The 20,051-nt window shown below is 32.9% G+C and carries 14 protein-coding genes and 1 riboswitch; of the genes, 1 reads left to right on the top strand and 13 read right to left on the bottom strand.

Annotation, left to right across the window (positions count from 1 at the left end; all coding sequences use genetic code 11):
• Positions 1-18: 18 nt before the first annotated feature.
• On the bottom strand, positions 19-1,323 hold the full coding sequence (locus BSD9I1_RS03785; RefSeq protein WP_186429200.1) for a DUF5667 domain-containing protein: 1,305 nt from the start codon (positions 1,321-1,323) through the stop codon (positions 19-21).
• A 348-nt stretch (positions 1,324-1,671) separates the two neighbouring features.
• Complete coding sequence (locus tag BSD9I1_RS03780) at positions 1,672-2,976, bottom strand: cell wall-binding repeat-containing protein (protein ID WP_186429199.1); 1,305 nt, start codon at positions 2,974-2,976, stop codon at positions 1,672-1,674.
• A gap of 202 nt (positions 2,977-3,178) precedes the next feature.
• Between BSD9I1_RS03780 and BSD9I1_RS03775 the strand changes: the two genes are divergently transcribed.
• Complete coding sequence (locus BSD9I1_RS03775) at positions 3,179-3,997, top strand: EFR1 family ferrodoxin (protein ID WP_186429198.1); 819 nt, start codon at positions 3,179-3,181, stop codon at positions 3,995-3,997.
• Positions 3,998-4,138: 141 nt separating this feature from the next.
• Here BSD9I1_RS03775 and BSD9I1_RS03770 read toward each other — a convergent pair whose 3' ends face one another.
• The 11 genes from BSD9I1_RS03770 to cas6 all read right to left on the bottom strand — a co-directional run bounded on the left by BSD9I1_RS03770 (position 4,139) and on the right by cas6 (position 19,891).
• Entirely contained in the window at positions 4,139-6,748 is a 2,610-nt protein-coding gene (locus BSD9I1_RS03770; RefSeq protein WP_186429197.1) for a cation-translocating P-type ATPase, read from the bottom strand.
• 521 nt (positions 6,749-7,269) lie between these two features.
• Positions 7,270-7,791 carry a hypothetical protein gene (locus BSD9I1_RS03765; protein ID WP_186429196.1) on the bottom strand — a complete coding sequence of 174 codons (522 nt, stop codon included), beginning with the start codon at positions 7,789-7,791 and terminating at the stop codon, positions 7,270-7,272.
• Positions 7,792-7,957: 166 nt separating this feature from the next.
• Positions 7,958-9,205, bottom strand: a complete 1,248-nt coding sequence (gene purD, locus BSD9I1_RS03760; RefSeq protein ID WP_186429195.1) for a phosphoribosylamine--glycine ligase — start codon at positions 9,203-9,205, stop codon at positions 7,958-7,960.
• Between the two features lie 23 nt (positions 9,206-9,228).
• Positions 9,229-10,731 carry a bifunctional phosphoribosylaminoimidazolecarboxamide formyltransferase/IMP cyclohydrolase gene (purH, locus tag BSD9I1_RS03755; protein WP_186429194.1) on the bottom strand — a complete coding sequence of 501 codons (1,503 nt, stop codon included), beginning with the start codon at positions 10,729-10,731 and terminating at the stop codon, positions 9,229-9,231.
• Positions 10,732-10,751: 20 nt separating this feature from the next.
• Entirely contained in the window at positions 10,752-11,360 is a 609-nt protein-coding gene (gene purN, locus BSD9I1_RS03750; RefSeq protein ID WP_186429193.1) for a phosphoribosylglycinamide formyltransferase, read from the bottom strand.
• A complete protein-coding gene (gene purM / locus BSD9I1_RS03745) occupies positions 11,348-12,346 on the bottom strand; it encodes a phosphoribosylformylglycinamidine cyclo-ligase (RefSeq protein WP_186429192.1) in 999 nt (332 codons plus the stop codon). Before purM ends, purN begins: the two co-directional genes overlap by 13 nt.
• Positions 12,347-12,366: 20 nt before the next feature.
• The gene (gene purF, locus BSD9I1_RS03740; protein ID WP_035310006.1) at positions 12,367-13,773 is read right to left on the bottom strand and encodes an amidophosphoribosyltransferase; all 1,407 of its coding nucleotides are present in this window, start codon (positions 13,771-13,773) and stop codon (positions 12,367-12,369) included.
• A gap of 7 nt (positions 13,774-13,780) precedes the next feature.
• The gene (gene purC, locus BSD9I1_RS03735; protein ID WP_186429191.1) at positions 13,781-14,491 is read right to left on the bottom strand and encodes a phosphoribosylaminoimidazolesuccinocarboxamide synthase; all 711 of its coding nucleotides are present in this window, start codon (positions 14,489-14,491) and stop codon (positions 13,781-13,783) included.
• Positions 14,491-14,970 (bottom strand): 5-(carboxyamino)imidazole ribonucleotide mutase, encoded by a 480-nt coding sequence (purE, locus tag BSD9I1_RS03730; protein ID WP_186429190.1) that lies wholly within the window; start codon positions 14,968-14,970, stop codon positions 14,491-14,493. The genes purC and purE overlap by 1 nt, the downstream gene beginning before the upstream one ends.
• 19 nt (positions 14,971-14,989) lie before the next feature.
• Positions 14,990-18,733 (bottom strand): phosphoribosylformylglycinamidine synthase, encoded by a 3,744-nt coding sequence (locus tag BSD9I1_RS03725; RefSeq protein ID WP_186429189.1) that lies wholly within the window; start codon positions 18,731-18,733, stop codon positions 14,990-14,992.
• A gap of 106 nt (positions 18,734-18,839) precedes the next feature.
• Positions 18,840-18,941: riboswitch (purine riboswitch) on the bottom strand.
• A gap of 203 nt (positions 18,942-19,144) precedes the next feature.
• Positions 19,145-19,891 (bottom strand): CRISPR-associated endoribonuclease Cas6, encoded by a 747-nt coding sequence (gene cas6, locus BSD9I1_RS03720; RefSeq protein ID WP_035309763.1) that lies wholly within the window; start codon positions 19,889-19,891, stop codon positions 19,145-19,147.
• Positions 19,892-20,051 lie beyond the last annotated feature (160 nt).

The following is a 20,051-nucleotide window of genomic DNA, read 5'->3' as shown; positions in this document are numbered from 1 at the left end:
AATCGCATCCTATTTTTATTATTTATTCTTATTATTTATTTTTTCAGCATTCTTTGTTTCATTTACTTTTTCTACTGCTTTTTTAGTTTCTTTCTCTTGTGATTCTTTTAATTTCTGTTCTGCTTTTTTAGCAACTTCCTTAGCTCTCTCTTCTGCTTCTTTTAGCTTTTCTTCTGCCTTTTTAGCTTCTTCTTTAGCTTTTTCAGCCGCTTTCTTTTGTGATTCATTTAGTTTTTCTTCTGCCTTCTTAGCTTTTTCTTCAGTTTCCTCTTCAGTCTTATTCTCTGGTACCTGTACCTTTGTTTCTTGCTTTTTAGCTTTTTCTATAGCTTTCTGTTCTGCTTTGTCTGCTTTCTCCTGTACTCTTTTCTCAGAATCTAGGGCTTTTTCTTCTACCTTTGTAATCTTTTCATTTGCTTTTTCTGTTTGTTTAATTCCTGAGCTAATTGCCTTTTCAGTTTGTTTAACAATCTCTTTTACTTCTTCCTTCGATGCCTCAGCAGCATCTTTTAATCCTTCAAGTTCATCTTTTAAATTTTCTGCTGCCTTTACCTTTTCTTCAGCCATTTTGATTGCTTCTGCATCACCGCTCTGCTTTGCAACTTCAAGTTCTGCCTTTGCCTTCTTAAACTCTTCCTTAGCAGCAAAAAATGCTTTTTTTGCTGCATAGAAACTATTAACAGCAGTTAGTGTCTTATCCTGTTCATTTAACTCATTTTCAATAGCTAATCTAGTATCCTCAGGAAGCTTTTCAAGCATAGTCTTTAATATTTCTTGACTCTTTTGATAATATTCATTAAGAACTGCAAGGTTTTCCACCGCTTCATCCTTGGCTTTAATTGCCTTATTTATATGTTCTGTAGCTGAAGCTAGCATATTAATATATTCATCTGTTACCTTACTAGCAAGCTCTTCTTCTCCTTCGCTTGTCATAATAGCTGCTTCTGCAACTCTTTCCTCAGCAAATTTCGCCTTAAGTTCAGCTAACTTCTCTTCGCTTTGTGTAATTGCAATTTGAAGTTGTTCTATTCCTCGTTCAATGCTATAAAAAAGTGAATTCGGCAAAACACCTGCTGACTCCTTAACTTCCTCTTTATCTACTTTTACTTCCTCTTGGGTTTTCTCTTCATTTCCCTCTGCTGTTGTAGGCGTTTCAGATGTTACTTCTGTTGTTGTTTTAACTATTCCTTCATTCATAGTTTCACTTGCCGTTTCAGTTGTTACCTGGTTTATACCCATAACCCCATCTCCGCTTGCATATACAGTACCAGATATCCCTGTTAAATACGCCGCCAATGTCATTGCAATAATTTGTTTTTTCATAAATTATACCTCCGTATCCATATTATACTCATTTATACGTATTTTCCTTTTTATTTAAGAGGGTACTTTAAAAATATTGGCATTTTTTTAATGTTATTATATCTATAATTAAATTTGCCTTATTTTATATAATCGATGAAAATATTTTTTTCTTTACCAAATATATAGCAAATTAACCTATGGAAAAAGGTAATAAAATTAAGACTTTTAAAAAATACTAAATTTGAAGGGGATGCCCTAAAATACATAAATATGCATTTTGAGGCATCCCCTTTTATTATGCTTCACTAGAGTTCATAAGTAAATTTACATAAGCCTCTCTTGAAAACTTTAATGTGCTAAGTATCATTATTGGTTATACACATATACAATCAACGTATCACCATTGCTAACAAAAGCTTTAACAAATGGACTTGTATGAACAGAGTTTGGCATTTCTAGTGCATAGTCAATATATATTAAATTACTCCATGCTTCATCGCGTCCTAAAACTATACTCATTGCTCTAAAAAATAAACTTTCTTCTTTATCTCCCCAACTCTTTACAGCAAGCTGCCAAAACCCTCCTCTATCCACTAACCCTATAGAAATACCATCTTTATTGTACATGGCTGTGGTATTAGAACTAAATATAAATCCCATCTTCTCAAACTCTTTTTTTACAGCAGTCGGATTAGAAACAGTAAGGTATCCATTAACAACACCATTTGCTATCCTTTCAGAAACTACCCCTGTACCGCCTAGAATTATGACGTTATTGTATTTATCATGTCTAGATTTTATTGCAGACATTACTGAAGCATCAATAGAGTTTCCTGTTAGAATTAAAGGAGACTTACTTAGTGATGCTAATACGCTTCCAGATAAGGCATCTGGATAATTTTGACCTGAAGCAACATAAACCTTATCATAGGTAAAATCACTTGCAAAATGAGTCAATACTGCTGCATTAGTTTCATATCTGTTATTTCCTCCAAGTCTTGTAACCATTTTTAATTCTGAAGCTACCTTATTATCTACAGTTCCACTTCCTCCAATTATATGAGTTTCTTCATAATTTTCATTAAGTAAAAACTCTTTAACTTTGTGCGGTAAATACGCTTTATTAGTAAGTAATATTGGGACACCCTTCTGCGCTGCTACTGGTGCTATGGATAGAGCATCGGCAAAACCAAGTCCATTGGTTATAAATATCTCCTTAATATCTCCTAACATCTTAGCTACTTCTACAGATGTTTCAAATCTATCTTTCCCATATATCCTAGTAGTTTGAATACCCATGTCTTTTATCTCAGAATCTACATTATCTGATACAGCACCAGATCCTCCTATTATAAATACATTTTTCACACTAAGTCTTTGCAGTTGATTTTTAGCATTTGAATCTAAAGTACTTTTTCCAGTAAGTAAAATTGGTGCATTATATTTTTTAGCTAAAGGTGCGGCACAAAGTGCATCCGCAAAACCTTCCCCACTAGCTATTACTGCATACTCTGATGTTGTCCACCCTTCTATTGTAATTTTAGATCCTGTTTCATACCTATTTTCACCTGATAACCTCTTACTCAGTGTTGCAGCATTAACTTTAGATATTAACACTATAGGTAAAGATAATGCTAAGGCTAAAGCAGCACTTAAAATTCTTTTTCTCATTTTTTTCCCCCTTGCTAATATTTTGTTGCAATTTTATTGTATTTTATTTATATACCTCTAACAATCAGAATAAATTGGTAATATAAATAGTTTGAATATCTTTGATGATTGTATGTTTCCACCTTTAAACATGTTACCTATCATGCAGACAGAACTTGTATGCTATAATTAACCTAATGAGGATATTACAAGGGGGTACATTATGAATAAAAAAGTTAATACAATGTATTTTAGTGCTACTGGTACAACTAAGAAAATAGTATGCGGAATTGCAAGTAAATTTTTAGACAATACTAATAAGACATTGACTGTAAATACTGTTGACTTTACATTACCAGCAGCTAGAGAAGAATCAGTAGCTTTTACAAAGGATGATGTTGTGATTGTAGGGGTTCCAGTATATGCTGGAAGAGTTCCTAATGTATTGCTAAAATATTTAAGTTCTGCTAAAGGTAATGGTGCGTTAGCAGTTGCTGTAGTTGTTTATGGAAATAGAAATTATGATGATGCTTTGATAGAGTTAATAGATATCCTTGAGTTGAATGATTTTAAGGTTATTGGAGCCGCTGCATTCATAGGAGAGCATTCATTTTCTAAAATCCTTGCTAAGGATAGACCGGATCAAAAAGATATGTCCATAGCAAATGACTTTGCTGATAAAATATATACAAAAATGATAACTGAAGACAAATTTCAATCTATATATGTAAATGGAAATAAGCCCTATAAAAAATATTATATGCCTAAAAATAAAGAAGGCCTACCTGTGGATATTAGGAAGGTTACTCCAAAAACAAATAGCAATTGTATTAATTGTAAACTTTGTGCGAGCATATGCCCTATGGGTTCTATTGATACTAACGATGTATCTAAATTAAATGGAATTTGCATTAAATGTGGTGCTTGTATTAAGAAGTGTCCTACTAATGCAAAATATTATGATGATAAAGATTATCTAAGACATAAAGAAGAATTAGAAATTGACTTTTCTTCTAGAAAAGAGCCAGATTTATTTCTATAAAATATTATACTTAGAACAAGTATTTAGTGATAGTATAAAGCCTATAGCTTAAATATCATTATATTAACAGTATAATGAGCTGGGAATAAGTTCTCAGCTCACTATATTATTTAACATTCCGTTACAAATTCAATATTGTAGTTATTTATTATTTTTAACAAAGAGAAGTTTATAAATTTGCACTAAAACAAGTGGCGTGAAGGATAAAGCATATACAATTCCATACTGTTCCCCAGTTAATGGTGTAATCTCCATTATACCCATGAGTGGGTCAAAGGTTAATACAGCCATCAACATTAAGTAACCGAGTATAATAGCAATCCATATAAATTTGTTAGTGAAAACACCTATCTTGAATATAGATTCTTTAGACCTTGAATTAAACCCATGTAAAAGCCTAGATAGACATAGGGTAGCAAAGGCCATGGTACTTGCAGTTCCTGTATTACCAGCAGATAAACCAGTGTGAAATGCTATCATTGTTCCTAGGGCTATTAAAAAACCTTCAATAATAACTTCTATAGCAAAGGATTTATTTAGTATTGGTATATTTATATCCCTTGGCCTTTCTCTCATCATGTTTTCATTATGAGGTTCAAGTCCTATTGCAATTGCTGGAAGACTGTCTGTTACCAAATTGATAAATAGTAAATGCACAGGTGCAAAAGGATTTGGCAGTGCACTTATGGAAGCATAAAGTACTGATAGTATTCCTGCCGTGTTTCCTGAAAGAAGAAACTTTATTGAATTTTTAATGTTTGCATATATGCTTCTTCCATTTGAAATTGATTTAACTATAGTAGAGAAATTATCATCTGTTAGCACCATAGCTGCAGCATCTTTAGCAACTTCTGTTCCTGTAATACCCATGGCAATACCTATATCCGCTTGTTTTAAAGCAGGTGCGTCATTTACTCCATCACCAGTCATTGCCACAACATTTCCTTTTTCCTGCCATGCTCTAACTATTCTAATTTTATGCTCTGGTGATACTCTTGCATAAACAGAAATATTTTCAACCCTTTGTTTAAGTTCATCATCTGTCATGTTTTCCAATTCAAAACCTTCCAAAGCTTCTGATTCATCCTTTAATATTCCTATTTGCTTTGCTATGGCTGAGGCAGTTACCTTATGGTCTCCTGTTATCATTACTGGCTTAATTCCTGCATCTATACAATCTTCTACTGCTTGCTTTGATTCAACTCTAGGTGGATCCATCATAGCTATAAGTCCCACAAAGGTTAATCCATTTTCATCTTCAATACTAAGTTCCTTCACTTCGTCAATATCCTTGTATGCAAACGCAAGAACTCTAAGACCATTCATAGAAAACTCTCTGTTTATTTCTTCGATTTGCCTTTTATGTTCCTCAGTAAATTCCTTTATACCCTCTGAAGTTTCAATTTTTAAAGTTCTTGATAAAAGTACATCCAATGCACCCTTTGTTATCATTCGGTTTTTATTTCCAACTGTGTTAATTGTGCTCATAAGTTTTCTATCAGAGTCAAAAGGCACTTCACCTAATCTTGGATACTCCTTTCTTATAACTAGTTCATCCAAGTCATATATGTCACCTAAATTAACAAGTGCCACTTCTGTTGGATCGCCAATTTCCTTTTTCTCAATTGTAACTGCATCATTACATAGTAAAGCCATTAATACCAAGCTTTTTTCTAGGGTCTTATCATAATCAAGCTCATCATACTCTACTATTTTATCGTCTACAAAAACTTTCTGTACTGTCATCTTATTTTGTGTTAAAGTTCCTGTTTTATCAGAACAAATAACACAAATACTTCCAAGGCTCTCCACTGCATGAAGTTTCCTTATTATAGCATTAGCTTTTGCTATCTTTTGAGTTCCCAGTGCAAGTACTATAGTTACTATGGAGCTTAAAGCTTCTGGAATAGCTGCCACTGCAAGGGATACCGCAAACATAAAGGAATCAATAATTTCTCGACCTCTATATATATCTAACCCAAATATAAAGGCTGATATTACAAGTATAACAATTGCAAGCTTTCTTCCAAAACTATCTAAGCCCTCTTGCAGTGGCGTTTTCTTTTCTTTTGCACCTTCAAGTAAATTTGCTATCTTACCTATCTCAGTTTTCATACCAATATTAGTTACTAAAACAACTGCTCTACCATAAGTAACAAAACCTCCTGAGAAGACCATATTTTTTCTATCACCAATAGCTATATTATCTTTATCTATGGCTTCTGTTATCTTTACTACGCTTTCTGATTCACCTGTCAGTGAGCTTTCATTAACTTGAAGGTTATAGGTTTCAAGTATTCTACCATCTGCACTTACATAATCACCTGCATCTAAGTAAAAGATATCGCCCACAACAAGTTCTCTAGAAGAAATCTCAGTCTTCTGTCCATTCCTTAAAACCTTAGCTGTTGGAGACGAAAGGGCTTTAAGACTCTTTAGTGATTGTTCAGCCTTAATATGCTGTACAGTACCAAGTATTGCATTAATTATAACTACTATCATTATTACAATGGTACTTTCCAGCTTTCCAAGAAAAGCAGATATTATTGCCGCTCCTAATAGTATTAAAACAAGAAAATCCTTAAACTGATTGAAGAAAACTTGTATAGCACTTATACCTTTTGCTTCCTCCAATTCATTATAACCATACTTTTCCCTTTGCCTTGTAATATGTGTATCATTTAATCCTTCATTATTAGCCTCAAGTATTTTCATTGCCTCTTGAGAGGATTTTCTATAAAACTCACTCATCTATAGCACTCCTTCGTAAAGTTAATTTAAATTATTATGTATTAACTATTATCTTTCCTAAATTATTAAAGTTTTATAAAACTATTTTCCTATGATGTAATTATCACAACTTCTTTCTCTCCTCTCGCAGTAAAATAAAAAGACTCCATAGCCAGAACACTTCCAGCTATGGAGTCTTTTTAAATCAAAACGATGAAATAAATAAAAGACTCTTTAACTAAAGCATTTCTAGCTATAGAGTCTCACTAAACTAAATGCCCATCAAAGCCGGGATTTCTCCGAAATGACGACTTTGAAACCTGTAACTTACAGGCAGTTACTCCCTCTATTAATATAATTTTTATTATATTAGCTTTGTAGAAATATATTATCATCCACATAAAGGCTTGTCAACAGTACACTATCTATATATTAATTCAGAAAAAGTCCCTTCTGCAAAATAATGGTTAAATTCTCATTTGATAAGAACTTATATGCTTTTTTACCTGTTTAAACTTATCTTTTTTACATTGGTATCACCATTATTCCCATTCTTTTACCAAATATACAGCAATAACTTTTTGTGTTTTAGAATCATATGGCACATGTAAAACTAATCCTTTATAGTCAAAGTTAATGTATGCCGATTCCTTATCCTCTAATACTGGTTTTCCAAAGATACTTTTAAACTTCTCTACATTTTCACCAACCCTTGCTCCGTTAAAATCAATATCCTTGCTATTCATAAAAACTTGATTCACAGTTTTTCCATCTTCTCCAAACCAAACTCTGATGCCTGCACTTTGAAATTCTAATCCACCTTCATCAACAAGATTTGGATTTTCACCCAGTTTCTTAAGAATTTCATCCCTAGTTAAACCAATTAGTTTTGTATACTTGTCAACAGTATTTTTTTCTTCTTTTTCAGTTTCTTTTGTCTTTTGAGATATGTCTGATGTGTCTTTGGATACGCCTGAACTCAATCCAACTTGCTGCTTGGCTGTGCATCCTATCATAGATAAGCTTAATAATAATGCACTACATATAGCTGTTATTTTTTTCATACCTATCTCCCTCCTGTTTATTATTACGATTATTTATGGAAAAAGTTTAATATTAATTCCATTTATTTTAAAATAAGCAAAATAAAACCCAACTAGATATTATTTAGTTGGGTTTTATAAAATATATTATTTATTTAAACTTGCCACTTGCCATGTGGGTGGCACCCTAAACTTTTCCTATATCTTTTCTATAATACATTCCTTCAAAATTAACCTTTTTAATTTCATTATAGGTATTACTTCTAGCTTCTTCTAAGGTATCCCCCAAAGCAGTGACACATAATACCCTGCCCCCAGAGGTTAAAAGAGCATTTTCTTCAAATTTTGCTCCAGCTATAAACACCTTACCTTCTGTATCGTTAACTCCATTTATTTCAAGACCTGTTTCATATTTAGCTGGATATCCTCCTGAAGCTGCAACTAAACAGCAAGAATGTTTATCTTTCCATGTTATTTTATAATTGTTAAGGCTTTTATTTAAAGCACACATAATCAATTCCATAAAATCACTTTCCATTAGCGGAAGTACAGCTTCTGTTTCTGGATCTCCCATTCTCACATTGTATTCTAAAAGATATACTCCTTTTTTAGTTATCATAATACCAAAGAATACAATTCCAACGTAATCCATATTTTCTTCTGAGAACCCTTTTAAAGTTGGATTCATTATATTCTCTATAAAGCTTTCTAAAACTTCATTTGTACAATAAGGATTAGGACTGATTACCCCCATACCACCTGTATTAGGACCTTTGTTATCTTCATAAATAGTCTTATGATCCTTTGCTGATAAAAACGGAATCATAGTTTCTCCATCTGTTATTGCAAGTATAGAAGCTTCAACACCTTCTAAAAACTCTTCTATAACAACTTTGCTTCCTGCTCCGTCAAATACATCTTCGATCATAAAGCTTTCAATACACGCCTTTGCTTCTTCAAAGCTTTGGCAAATGGCAACTCCTTTTCCTGCTGCAAGTCCATCTGCTTTTATAACTATTGGATAGGAACAACTTTTTAAGTACTCAATGGAATCAGAAGCATTTTCAAAAACTTCATAGGCTGCTGTTTTGATTTCATATTTTTTCATAAAATTCTTTGCAAAGGCTTTGCTTCCCTCAAGAGCTGCAGCATGTTTTGAAGGGCCAAAAATTTTAAGTGATGCTTCTTTAAACATATCTACTATTCCATCAACTAGCGGTGCTTCTGGTCCTACAATAGTAATATTAACATTATTTTCTTTAGAAAATTTTAAAAGTTCTTCATTTTTAGTTATATTTATATTTTCACATTTATTTTCTAACGCAGTTCCTCCATTGCCTGGAGCACAGTATATCTTATGTACCAAAGGGCTTTGAGCAAGCTTCCAAGCTATGGCATGCTCCCTGCCCCCAGAACCTATTAGTAAAACCTTCATATCACTTAACCTCCAACCCTTTTTTAGTGTTTAAAGTGTCTAATTCCTGTAAACACCATTGAAATTCCATATTTATTACACGCTTCCACAGATTCATTGTCTCTTATTGAGCCACCTGGCTGAATTATTGCTTTTATATTGTATTTTGCCGCTTCTTCTACTACATCTCCAAATGGGAAGAATGCATCTGAAGCCATTACTACTCCATCGTAAGCTCTATCTAATGCTTGTGCTGCTGCCCATATTCTATTAGTTTGACCTCCAGCAATTCCCTTTGCCATTCCATCTTTAACTACTACAATAGCATTGGATTTTACATATTTACAAACCTTCATTCCAAAGATTAAATCTGTCATTTGATCTGTACTTGGTTTACTTTCTGTTACATATTGTATATCTTCTATAAGCTCATTGTCTCTCTCCTGTACAAGTATTCCTCCATCTACAGATACAAATTCAAACTTATTTTCAGGTTTAACTTCTCCCTTTATAACTCTTAAGTTCTTCTTTTTAGTAAGAACCTCTAAAGCTTCTTCATCAAAGTCTGGAGCTATAACTATTTCTAAAAATATCTTTTCAAGCTCCTCTGCAGTTTCTTTATCTACTTTTTTATTGAAGGCAACTATTCCCCCAAATATGGACACATCGTCACATTCATAGGCCTTTAAGTAGGCTTCTTTAACAGTGTTTCCTAGTGCTACGCCGCATGGAGTATTATGTTTTAGCGCACAGCATACAGTTTCATCAAATTCACAAGCAACTTTCCAAGCAACATCCATATCCTTTAGGTTATTGTAGGAAAGCTCCTTTCCATTTAACTGCACAAAATTTTTCATAGCACCCTTGCCTGTAGTTTGAGTATAATAGGATGCGCTTTGATGAGGGTTTTCTCCATATCTTAAATCTATTTCTTTTTTATAAGAAACAGTTAAATATTCTGGATACTTTTCTTCTTCTAATAAGAAATTACTAATAGCTGCATCATAAGCTGACATAAGATTAAATACTTTTCCAGCTAATTTCTTTCTAGTTTCAAATTTTACTTCATTATTTTCTTGAAGTTCATCCATAACTACCTGATAATCTGTTGTATTTGTAAGCACAATAACATCTTTAAAGTTTTTAGCTGCTGCTCTTATCATTGTAGGGCCGCCAATATCTATAAATTCAACCTTTTCATCAAAGGATATATTCTCATCTACTTTATTAAAGAAGGGATATAGATTAACTACTACCATATCAATAGGAGTTATTCCCTTTCTATTTATGGTTTCCATATGTTCACTGTTATCTCTTATGGCAAGTATTCCACCATGTATTATTGGGTGAAGAGTCTTAACTCTTCCATCTAGAATTTCTTCAAAACCTGTTACATCAGAGACTTCTGTAACAGCTATTCTATTTTCCTTTAAAAACTTATAGGTTCCTCCAGTAGATAATATCTCTACATCTCTTTTTATTAAAAACTCTGCTAGTGGCAATAAATTACTTTTATCGTAAACGCTTATTAATGCTCTTTTTAACATAAATCTAGCCCCCCTAAAATTTAAATTATGGTTACCTTCCTGCCTTCCACCTTAACTCTTCCTTCACTTATCAGCTTAATAACCTCCGGAAGGGCTTTATGTTCTTCTAATAAAATTCTTTTTTGAAGTGTATCTGCAGTATCTTCTGAATAAACAGGCACTACACTTTGATATATTATAGCTCCTGTATCTGTGCCCTCATCTACAAAGTGTACTGTACATCCTGAAAATTTCACCCCGTATTCCACTGCTCTCTCATGAACCTTAATTCCATACATCCTTGGTCCGCAGAAAGATGGTATTAGAGAAGGATGAATATTTATAATTTTATTTTTAAAAGTAGATATTAATTCACTATCTAAGATTGATAAAAATCCTGCTAAAACAATTAAATCTACTTTATTTTTAGTTAAGCTAAGAATCTTCTTTGAAATTTCTTTTCCATATATCTTTTTATCCAATACATAAGTTTGTATACCCTTTTGTTTTGCTCTTTCAATTCCAAAAATTCCTTCTTTATCACTTATAACCATTTCTATGGTACATTTTAATTCTTCAGCTTCAATGCTATCAATTATGGATTGAAGATTGCTTCCGCTTCCTGATACTAGTACCGCTATTTTAAGCAAACTCCTGCACCTCCAGCCTCCACATTACCAATGTGATATGCCCTTTCGCCTAGTTCTTCTAGTGCCTTTAATATATTGTCCTTATCTTCTTCCTTAACACAAAGAATAAAACCAAGTCCCATATTAAATGTGTTAAACATATGCTCTTCTTTAACGCCTAATGACATTAAATGTTTAAATATATCTGGAACTTCAAAGCTATCTTTATAAATCACTGCAGTTAACTTTTCCTTAAACATTCTAGGAATATTTTCAAAGAATCCTCCTCCAGTAATATGAGCCATGCCTTTTATTTCAAAGCTTTCTAAAAGTTTTAAAATTGGCTTTACATATATTTTTGTTGGAGTTAAAAGTACTTCTCCCATGCTCTTTCCATTAAAGTCAACATTTAAATCTGTTATTAGTTTCCTAACTAAAGAATAACCATTACTGTGTATTCCTGAAGATGCTATACCTATAAGAGCATCTCCTGGTTTAATATTGCTTCCATCAACAATTTTATCTTTATCAACTATTCCTACTCCAAAGCCTGCAATGTCATATTCTCCATCTCTATAAAAGCCAGGCATTTCTGCTGTTTCTCCACCAATCAATGCACATCCTGCTTCCATACATCCCTCTGAAACACCTTTAACAAACTGCTCAGCAACTTCTGCTTCAAGCTTTCCACAAGCTAAGTAATCTAAAAAGAAGAGTGGTTTTGCTCCATGACATAAAATATCATTAACAGACATGGCAACGCAATCTATACCTACAGTATCATATTTTTTTGTCTTAAAGGCTATCTCAAGCTTTGTGCCAACTCCATCTGTTCCTGAAACAAGTACAGGATTTTTGTATCCACTTCCTATTTCAAACATTCCTGCAAAGCTTCCTATATTGTTTATAACCCCTGGAATAAAGGTTTTTTTAGCATGTTCCTTTATAAGACTTACTGACTTGTAACCTTCTTCAATATTTACTCCTGAATCCTTGTAAGTTATCATTTACTATCCTCCAAGACTATTTATTTTTCCAAACGATCTTTTGCTGATTCCATTGGAGCTGCAACTGGATAAACTCCATTAAAGCATCCTAAACAGAACTTATTTTTTCCTCCTAATGCTTTGAGCAGTCCTTCTATACTTAAATATCCTAGGCTATCTGCACCAATTTCTTCCCTTATGCTATCAATTTCTTTACAAGCACCAATCAATCCATTTCTATAAGGTGTATCTATTCCAAAATAGCAAGGATACTTTACTACAGGTGAAGCAGCTATAAAGTGAACCTCTGTAGCTCCTGCTTTTTTCAAGGAATCTACAAGTTTTCTGCTAGTAGTTCCTCTAACTATAGAGTCATCAATAAGTACTACTCTCTTTCCTGCCACATTAACCTTTAAAGGATTTAACTTTACAGCAACAGCTCTTTCTCTAAGTTCTTGAGAAGGAGAAATAAACGTTCTTCCTACATACTTATTTTTTATAAATCCTGTATCATAGGGTATTCCTGATGCTTTAGCATAACCTATAGCAGCTTGTAATCCTGAGTCAGGAACTCCTATAACTATATCTGCTTCCACAGGATGCTCTTTAAAAAGCTGCTTTCCTGCTTCTATTCTCGAAGTATACACATTTATTCCATCTATAACACTGTCAGGTCTTGCAAAATATATATACTCAAAAGCACAGGTTTCTGGCTTTATTCTTTCTCCAAAACTTATGGATTTTAAACCTTCTTTATCAATGATAACTATTTCGCCAGGGGCTACATCTCTAACAAATTCTGCTCCAACTGCATCTAATGCACAGCTTTCAGAGCAAAGTATATAATTTTCATTTATCTTTCCTATACAAAGAGGTCTTATACCAGCTGGATCTCTTACACCAATTAGCTTATCTTCTGTTAAAAGAACTATAGCATAAGAGCCCTTAACTGCTTGGATTGCATCCACTACAGCTCTTTCTATTCCTCTTTTTGCACCCCTTGCTATAAGACTTAAAATAACTTCAGAATCTATAGATGTCTGGAATATACATCCTCCATCTTCCAATAACTCTCTTATAACATCAGCATTAACTAGATTTCCATTATGAGCTATAGCAATTGTTCCAAGCTTGTATTTACTTACTATAGGTTGAGCATTATTTACATTACTTGAACCTGTAGTTGAATATCTAACATGACCTATTGCAATAGATCCCTTCATATTTCTTAAATCCTCTTGATTAAATACATCTGCTACAAGTCCCATGTCCTTGTAGCAGTGTATTTGATTTCCATTTGAAACAGCTATCCCTGCACTTTCTTGCCCCCTATGTTGGAGAGCATACAGTCCATAGTAAGTTATAGAGGATACATCAAGGTCTTCATTTGCAAAAATTCCAAATACTCCACATTCTTCTTTGAACTTATCCTCATCTTCAAATATCATAATATCCCTACTCTCCACATATTCTTTTTAACATTTCAGTATATGCTTCTTTTACATTTCCTAAATCTCTTCTAAATCTATCCTTATCAAGCTTTTCATTTGTTTCTGCATCCCAGAATCTACAAGTATCTGGGGAGATTTCATCTGCAAGAACTATTTCTCCATCCTTAGTCTTTCCGAATTCAAGCTTAAAGTCTATAAGCTTAACATTTTGTTTTATAAAGAAATCTTTTAATATGTTATTAATGTTTGAAGTCATTACATATATAGCTTGAAGCTCTTCAAATGTTGTAGCTCCAATTGCTACTGCATGATAATCGTTTATTAACGGATCACCTAATTCATCATTTTTATAGCTAAGCTCAAAAACTGTAGTATTTAACTTAAGACCTTCTTCAAGTCCTAGTCTTTTTGCCATACTTCCTGCTGCTACATTTCTAACTATAACTTCAAGAGGTATTATCTGTACCTTTTTGCAAAGCTGTTCTCTATCGCTTAATTTCTTTATAAAGTGAGTCTTAACTCCCTTACTTTCAAGAAGACTAAAAATTGTAGAAGTAATAGTATTGTTAAATACGCCCTTATCTTCGATTTGTCCTTTTTTCTCTCCATTAAAAGCTGTTGCGTCATCTTTATAATATATAACAACCTTGTCATTGTCCTCTGTGCTGTATACTTTTTTTGCTTTTCCTTCATAAATCATTTCTAATTTTTCCATTATAATTCCACTCCTTCATTATTTTCATTTATAAATTTTTCTTTCATTGTTTTTCTATACTCTACTAAAGCTTCCTTTAAATCTGGATACTTAAGAGATAACATCTGTACCGCAAGCATTCCAGCATTATAACTATTATTTATTCCAACGGTAGCTACTGGTATTGACTTTGGCATCTGAACTATGGATAAAAGGGAATCTAATCCATTAATAGCAGCATTAATTGGTACTCCTATAACTGGTAATGTTGTATGAGAAGCTATTACTCCAGGCAAATGAGCAGCAAGTCCTGCTCCTGCTATAATACACTCGCAGCCATCTTTTTCAGCCTTTTCTAAAACCTCTACAAGTTTTTCTGGTACTCTATGAGCAGAAAGCACAAAGGCTTTAAAATCAATATTAAATTCCTTTAATGCTGTTGCTGCTCCCTTCATAACATCCGTATCTGATTTACTTCCAAATATAATTGCAACTTTCATGAAAAATCCTCCTTAATTCTTACTTAAAATAGTCAACTCCTGCTTTAAATAACTTCTGATCTTTATCTCCTGGTATATTTTTGTATAACCATTCCCCAACTCTTTCGCTGTGGGCCATTTTACCAAATACTCTTCCATCTGGACTTGTTATACCTTCTACACTATGGAAAGAACCATTTGGATTATCTCCTACATATTGAGTAGCTATTTGCCCATTTTCAATTAATGTCTTTATTTCCTCTTCACTGCACACAAATCTTCCTTCTCCATGAGATATTGGTATAGTGTGTATGTCACCAAGTTCTACATTGCTTAGCCATGGTGAAAGCTTTGATACTACCTTTGTGCTTACCATAGAAGATATATGTCTTCCTATGCTATTGTAAGTAAGTGTTGGACTGGTTTCATCCAAATCTCTTATTTCTCCATAAGGTACTAGTCCAAGCTTGATAAGTGCCTGGAAGCCGTTGCATATACCAAGCATTAATCCATCTCTGTTATTTAAAAGTTCCATAACTGCATTCTTTATTCTTTCATTTCTAAATACAGTAGCTATGAACTTTCCTGAACCATCTGGTTCATCTCCTGCACTAAATCCACCTGGAAGCATAATAATTTGTGAATTATTTATTTTCTTAACCATTTCATCTATAGATTCTTCAATCGCTTTAGATGATAAATTTCTAAATATAAAGCTATCTACTACTCCCCCCGCTCTTTCAAATGCTCTTTGAGAGTCATACTCACAGTTTGTACCTGGAAATGCTGGGATAAATATTCTGGGTTTAGCTGTATGGATTACAGGTGTCTTTATATTTTTCTTATCAAAGCTTATATTTTCTACTACTTGACTGTGATCTTTAGCTTTTGTAGGAAAAACTGCTTCTAGTGGCTTTTCATATGTCTTATAAGCTTCTTCCAAGTTAATTTTTTCACCGCAAACTTCAATTACATCCTTATCATTTGTGCATCCTAATAATTTATATTGAACTTCACCAAAAGTTTCTTTTAAATCATCTACTTCATTTAATTCTAGAATAATTGAGCCGTAATCTGAACTAAATAATTCTTTTCTTTCTATATCTTTCTCAAAAGTCATTCCTATTTTATTTCCAAAGCACATTTTGCTAATAGCTTCGGAAACTCCGCCGCCCCTTACTGAGAAGGCTGATAAAACTCTGTTAGCATTTATAAGTTCTGTTATCTTATTAAAATTTTTCTTTAAAACTTCAAAGTCAGGAATTTCTTCATTATCTCTTAAAGCAGATACTAAAACTACCTTGCTATTTGCTCTTTTAAATTCAGAAGATACAATATTCTCTGCCTTATTTGTTGCAACTGCAAACGCTACTACTGTTGGAGGTACACTTAAGTCCTTAAATGTTCCAGACATACTGTCTTTACCTCCAATTGCAGGTATTGCAAGTTCTCTTTGTGCATGCAATGCACCTAAAAGTGCTGCTAAAGGTTTTCCCCATTTTTCTGATTCCTTACCAAGCTTTTCAAAATATTCTTGAAGGGATAATCTTATCTTTGAGTAATCTCCACCCATAGCTACCATTTTAGTTACAGCTTCAACAATCGAGTATATAGCTCCATGATATGGGCTCCATTTTCCTATTTCAGGATTATATCCATAGGTCATCATTGAAACTGTACTTGTTTCTCCATGTAGCACTGGTATTTTTGCTACCATACCTTCTGCAGGTGTTGCCTGATATCTTCCACCAAAAGGCATAACAACTGTGCCTGTTCCTATAGTGCTGTCAAATCTTCCGGCCATTCCCTTTTGAGAACATACATTAAGCTTCTGCAAATTAGAAAGCCAAGCTTGCTTAATACTTAATTCTTTTACAGTTTCCTCTGCCTTCTCAAAATAATTTCCATCTAAGGAAGGAGCTTTTATAACTGCCTTTATAACTTGTTTAACTCCATTGGTATTTAAGAAGTCTCTGCTTATATTTACAATGTCTTTTCCTCTCCATGTCATTTTAAGTCTTTCGCTATCTGTTACTTCAGCAACAACTGTAGCTTCAACATTTTCATCTAGGGCTAAATTTATAAGCTTTTCTACATTTTCTTTAGCTACAACCACAGCCATACGTTCCTGTGATTCTGATATAGCAAGCTCTGTTCCATCTAGTCCCTCATACTTTTTAGGAACTAAATCTAAATTTATATCAAGTCCGTCTGTAAGCTCTCCTATAGCTACTGAAACTCCCCCAGCTCCAAAGTCATTACATCTTTTAATCATCTTACTTACTTCAGGATTTCTAAATAATCTTTGTATTTTTCTCTCAGTTACTGCATTCCCCTTTTGTACCTCAGCACCGCAATTCAAAATTGATTCTTCATCATGCTCCTTTGAAGAACCTGTCGCACCACCTAAGCCATCTCTTCCTGTTCTTCCACCAATTAAAACTACTATGTCCCCGCGCTTAGGTTCTTCTCTTACTACATTTTCCTTTGGTGCAGCAGCTATTACTGCCCCTACTTCCATTCTTTTAGCTATAAAGCCTTCATCGTATAATTCAGAAACTTGTCCCGTAGCAAGTCCAATTTGATTTCCATAAGAGCTGTAACCTTGAGCCGCACCTATTGTTATCTTTCTTTGAGGAATTTTTCCTGAAAGAGTGTCAGAAACCTTCGTTCTAGGGTCCCCACTTCCTGTGACTCTCATAGCTTGATAAACATATGCTCTTCCAGATAGTGGATCTCTTATAGCCCCTCCAAGACAAGTAGCTGCTCCACCAAAAGGTTCTATTTCAGTAGGGTGATTGTGTGTCTCATTTTTAAACATCAACAACCACTTTTCATCATTACCATTCACATCCACATCAATTTCTATGCTGCAAGCATTGATTTCATCTGATACATCTAAATCCTCTAAAAGGCCTTTTTTTCTAAGCTCTTTCATAGCTATAACAGCTATATCCATAAGACACACATCTCTCTTATTATCTTCATAAACATATTCTCTAGCTTTTAAGTATTCCTGATAAGATTTTAGAATAGGTTCATTAAAGATTCCCTTTTCTATCTGTATATCTTCTATAGATGTCATAAAAGTTGTATGTCTGCAGTGATCTGACCAATAAGTATCAATAACTTTAAGTTCAGTTAATGTTGGATTTCTTTTTTCAGTTTCTTTAAAGTAATCCCTACAAAAACATAAATCTTCAAAGCTCATAGCTAAATTTAACTTATTTAAAAATGCAGTTAATTGTTCTTCGTCATAATCTATAAAACCTTCTAAAATTATTACATCCTCTGGATTTTTAGTTTCATTGCAAATCTCCTTTGGTTTTTCAAGGGAGGATTCTCTAGAATCTACAGGGTTTATACAATAGCTTTTTATCTTAATAAAGTCTTCTTCACTTATTTCTCCATCTAATACTATGACTTTTGCTGAAGCTACTTCTGCTACTTCCCCCTCCGTTAAGATTTGTATACATTGACAAGCTGAATCTGATCTTTGATCATATTGCCCAGGCAAATATTCCATTGCAAAAATCTTATTGCTTTCTTTAACTGGTAATTCTTCCTCATAAATTTTATCAACAGTTTTCTCTGAGAATATTAAATCCTTTGCTTTTTCATACGTACTTTTTAAAATACCATCTATATCATATCTATTTACAAGTCTTAATTCTCTAACTCCAGTGATTCCGAGATTATCTCTTAAATCACTTAACAAATGTTTTGCCTCAACATCAAAACCAGGCTTTTTCTCTACATAAAGTCTTATAACATTATTTTTCATATTTGACTTCTCCTTATTTTTATTTAAAAAAATAATCCACCCCAAGCCTTTAGGTAAGCCCAAGATAGATTTTTAAAGATGCCAAATACACTACATAAAATGCAGTTAAAAATCTGGACTTACCCATAGCCTGAAAATTTACGGTCTTCTAGTAGAAACTCTCGAACCTTATTATCGAGATTATATGGGTAATTAATATTTAATTATCTTGTATTTATAGTAACACTTAATAAACTTTTTTTCAATACATTTTATTATTTTTTTATATAATCATTCGTATTATTCTAGATATTTTATTTAATTTATATTTTATTGTTCGTAATACAATGGTAAATTAACCAAAAATGTTAAGGTCCTACATCTAATTAAAAATGTAAGACCTTAAATCACCAACTTTTTATTCTATTATTATTAACCTATTATTTCCTTTACTTCTATACATCCGAAGCCTTGTGAATTTTTCAATCCTAATCCTGTGTCGTAAGCAATTTGTAAGAGTTCTTGAGAACCTTCTAATAAAAATTCTCCATTCCATCCCTTTATTATGTGACCTTGATAATTGATAGAACTAGACTTAGGTTTTTTAGTATCTAATACATTTATTTTAAAATCATTACGCTCAGGCTTACATCCATAAATTGCTTTATATTTATTCACCAGGTTTTCTTTTAATATTTCTTGAAATTCATCTTCAAATGGACTATAGTATAAAGTTTTCCTTCTTTTGTCATTCTCTAATGTTTTATATGCAACTATAGGTGATTTTGTATATATTACTTCAGAACTTCCAAGCTGAGCATGAGAGTTTTCTATTTTCTTTATTTTTATATCATTCCATCCTATTTTAAAATTAGGATTTTTTAAAACTCTATTTATAAGATAGTTTAAAAATGTATAATCTGGACTAGATACCGTAAAATTTGCTCTATCAAAATATGTTATAGTGCTATTTTCTTTGTCCATCTCAAACTTTCCAAAAAGCTTTGAAAAGGTAAAAAGCTTATAACTCCTATTTTTATACTCATACCTCTTATCATGAATTAAAGTTTCATATCCCTCTTTACCCATACAATTTAATATCATTTCGTGCAAAATATAGTTGTAATCAATTGGTACTGTTAGTTCGTTGTTAAAACTCATCTCAATATTTGCTCTCATTCTCCATATCCCCTTTGTGCCATAAATTTTCTTGCGTCCTTTTCCATATAATGTATTCGACGCATGTAAAATTTTTCCTCCTTATAATATAATTTTTTTTGATTTTATTAAAAAAACAACTAAAAAAACAGGTAGTTTTTTTCCACCTGTTTAATTGTAT

The sequence above is a fragment of the Clostridium sp. BSD9I1 genome, assembly GCF_900185645.1.
Lineage (GTDB): Bacteria > Bacillota > Clostridia > Clostridiales > Clostridiaceae > Clostridium_AK.
This window is presented reverse-complemented; position numbering and strand designations above follow the sequence as displayed.

Bases quoted from the DNA above. Each gene is read 5' to 3' on its own strand.
- purH (WP_186429194.1), bottom strand. From the start codon at position 10,731: ATGTTAAAAAGAGCATTAATAAGCGTTTACGATAAAAGTAATTTATTG.
- purM (WP_186429192.1), bottom strand. From the start codon at position 12,346: ATGATAACTTACAAGGATTCAGGAGTAAATATTGAAGAAGGTTACAAG.
- BSD9I1_RS03725 (WP_186429189.1), bottom strand. From the start codon at position 18,733: ATGAAAAATAATGTTATAAGACTTTATGTAGAGAAAAAGCCTGGTTTT.
- purF (WP_035310006.1), bottom strand. From the start codon at position 13,773: ATGATATTTGAAGATGAGGATAAGTTCAAAGAAGAATGTGGAGTATTT.
- BSD9I1_RS03770 (WP_186429197.1), bottom strand. From the start codon at position 6,748: ATGAGTGAGTTTTATAGAAAATCCTCTCAAGAGGCAATGAAAATACTT.
- BSD9I1_RS03785 (WP_186429200.1), bottom strand. From the start codon at position 1,323: ATGAAAAAACAAATTATTGCAATGACATTGGCGGCGTATTTAACAGGG.
- purE (WP_186429190.1), bottom strand. From the start codon at position 14,970: ATGAAAGTTGCAATTATATTTGGAAGTAAATCAGATACGGATGTTATG.
- BSD9I1_RS03780 (WP_186429199.1), bottom strand. From the start codon at position 2,976: ATGAGAAAAAGAATTTTAAGTGCTGCTTTAGCCTTAGCATTATCTTTA.
- purC (WP_186429191.1), bottom strand. From the start codon at position 14,491: ATGGAAAAATTAGAAATGATTTATGAAGGAAAAGCAAAAAAAGTATAC.
- purD (WP_186429195.1), bottom strand. From the start codon at position 9,205: ATGAAGGTTTTACTAATAGGTTCTGGGGGCAGGGAGCATGCCATAGCT.
- BSD9I1_RS03775 (WP_186429198.1), top strand. From the start codon at position 3,179: ATGAATAAAAAAGTTAATACAATGTATTTTAGTGCTACTGGTACAACT.
- BSD9I1_RS03765 (WP_186429196.1), bottom strand. From the start codon at position 7,791: ATGAAAAAAATAACAGCTATATGTAGTGCATTATTATTAAGCTTATCT.
- cas6 (WP_035309763.1), bottom strand. From the start codon at position 19,891: ATGAGAGCAAATATTGAGATGAGTTTTAACAACGAACTAACAGTACCA.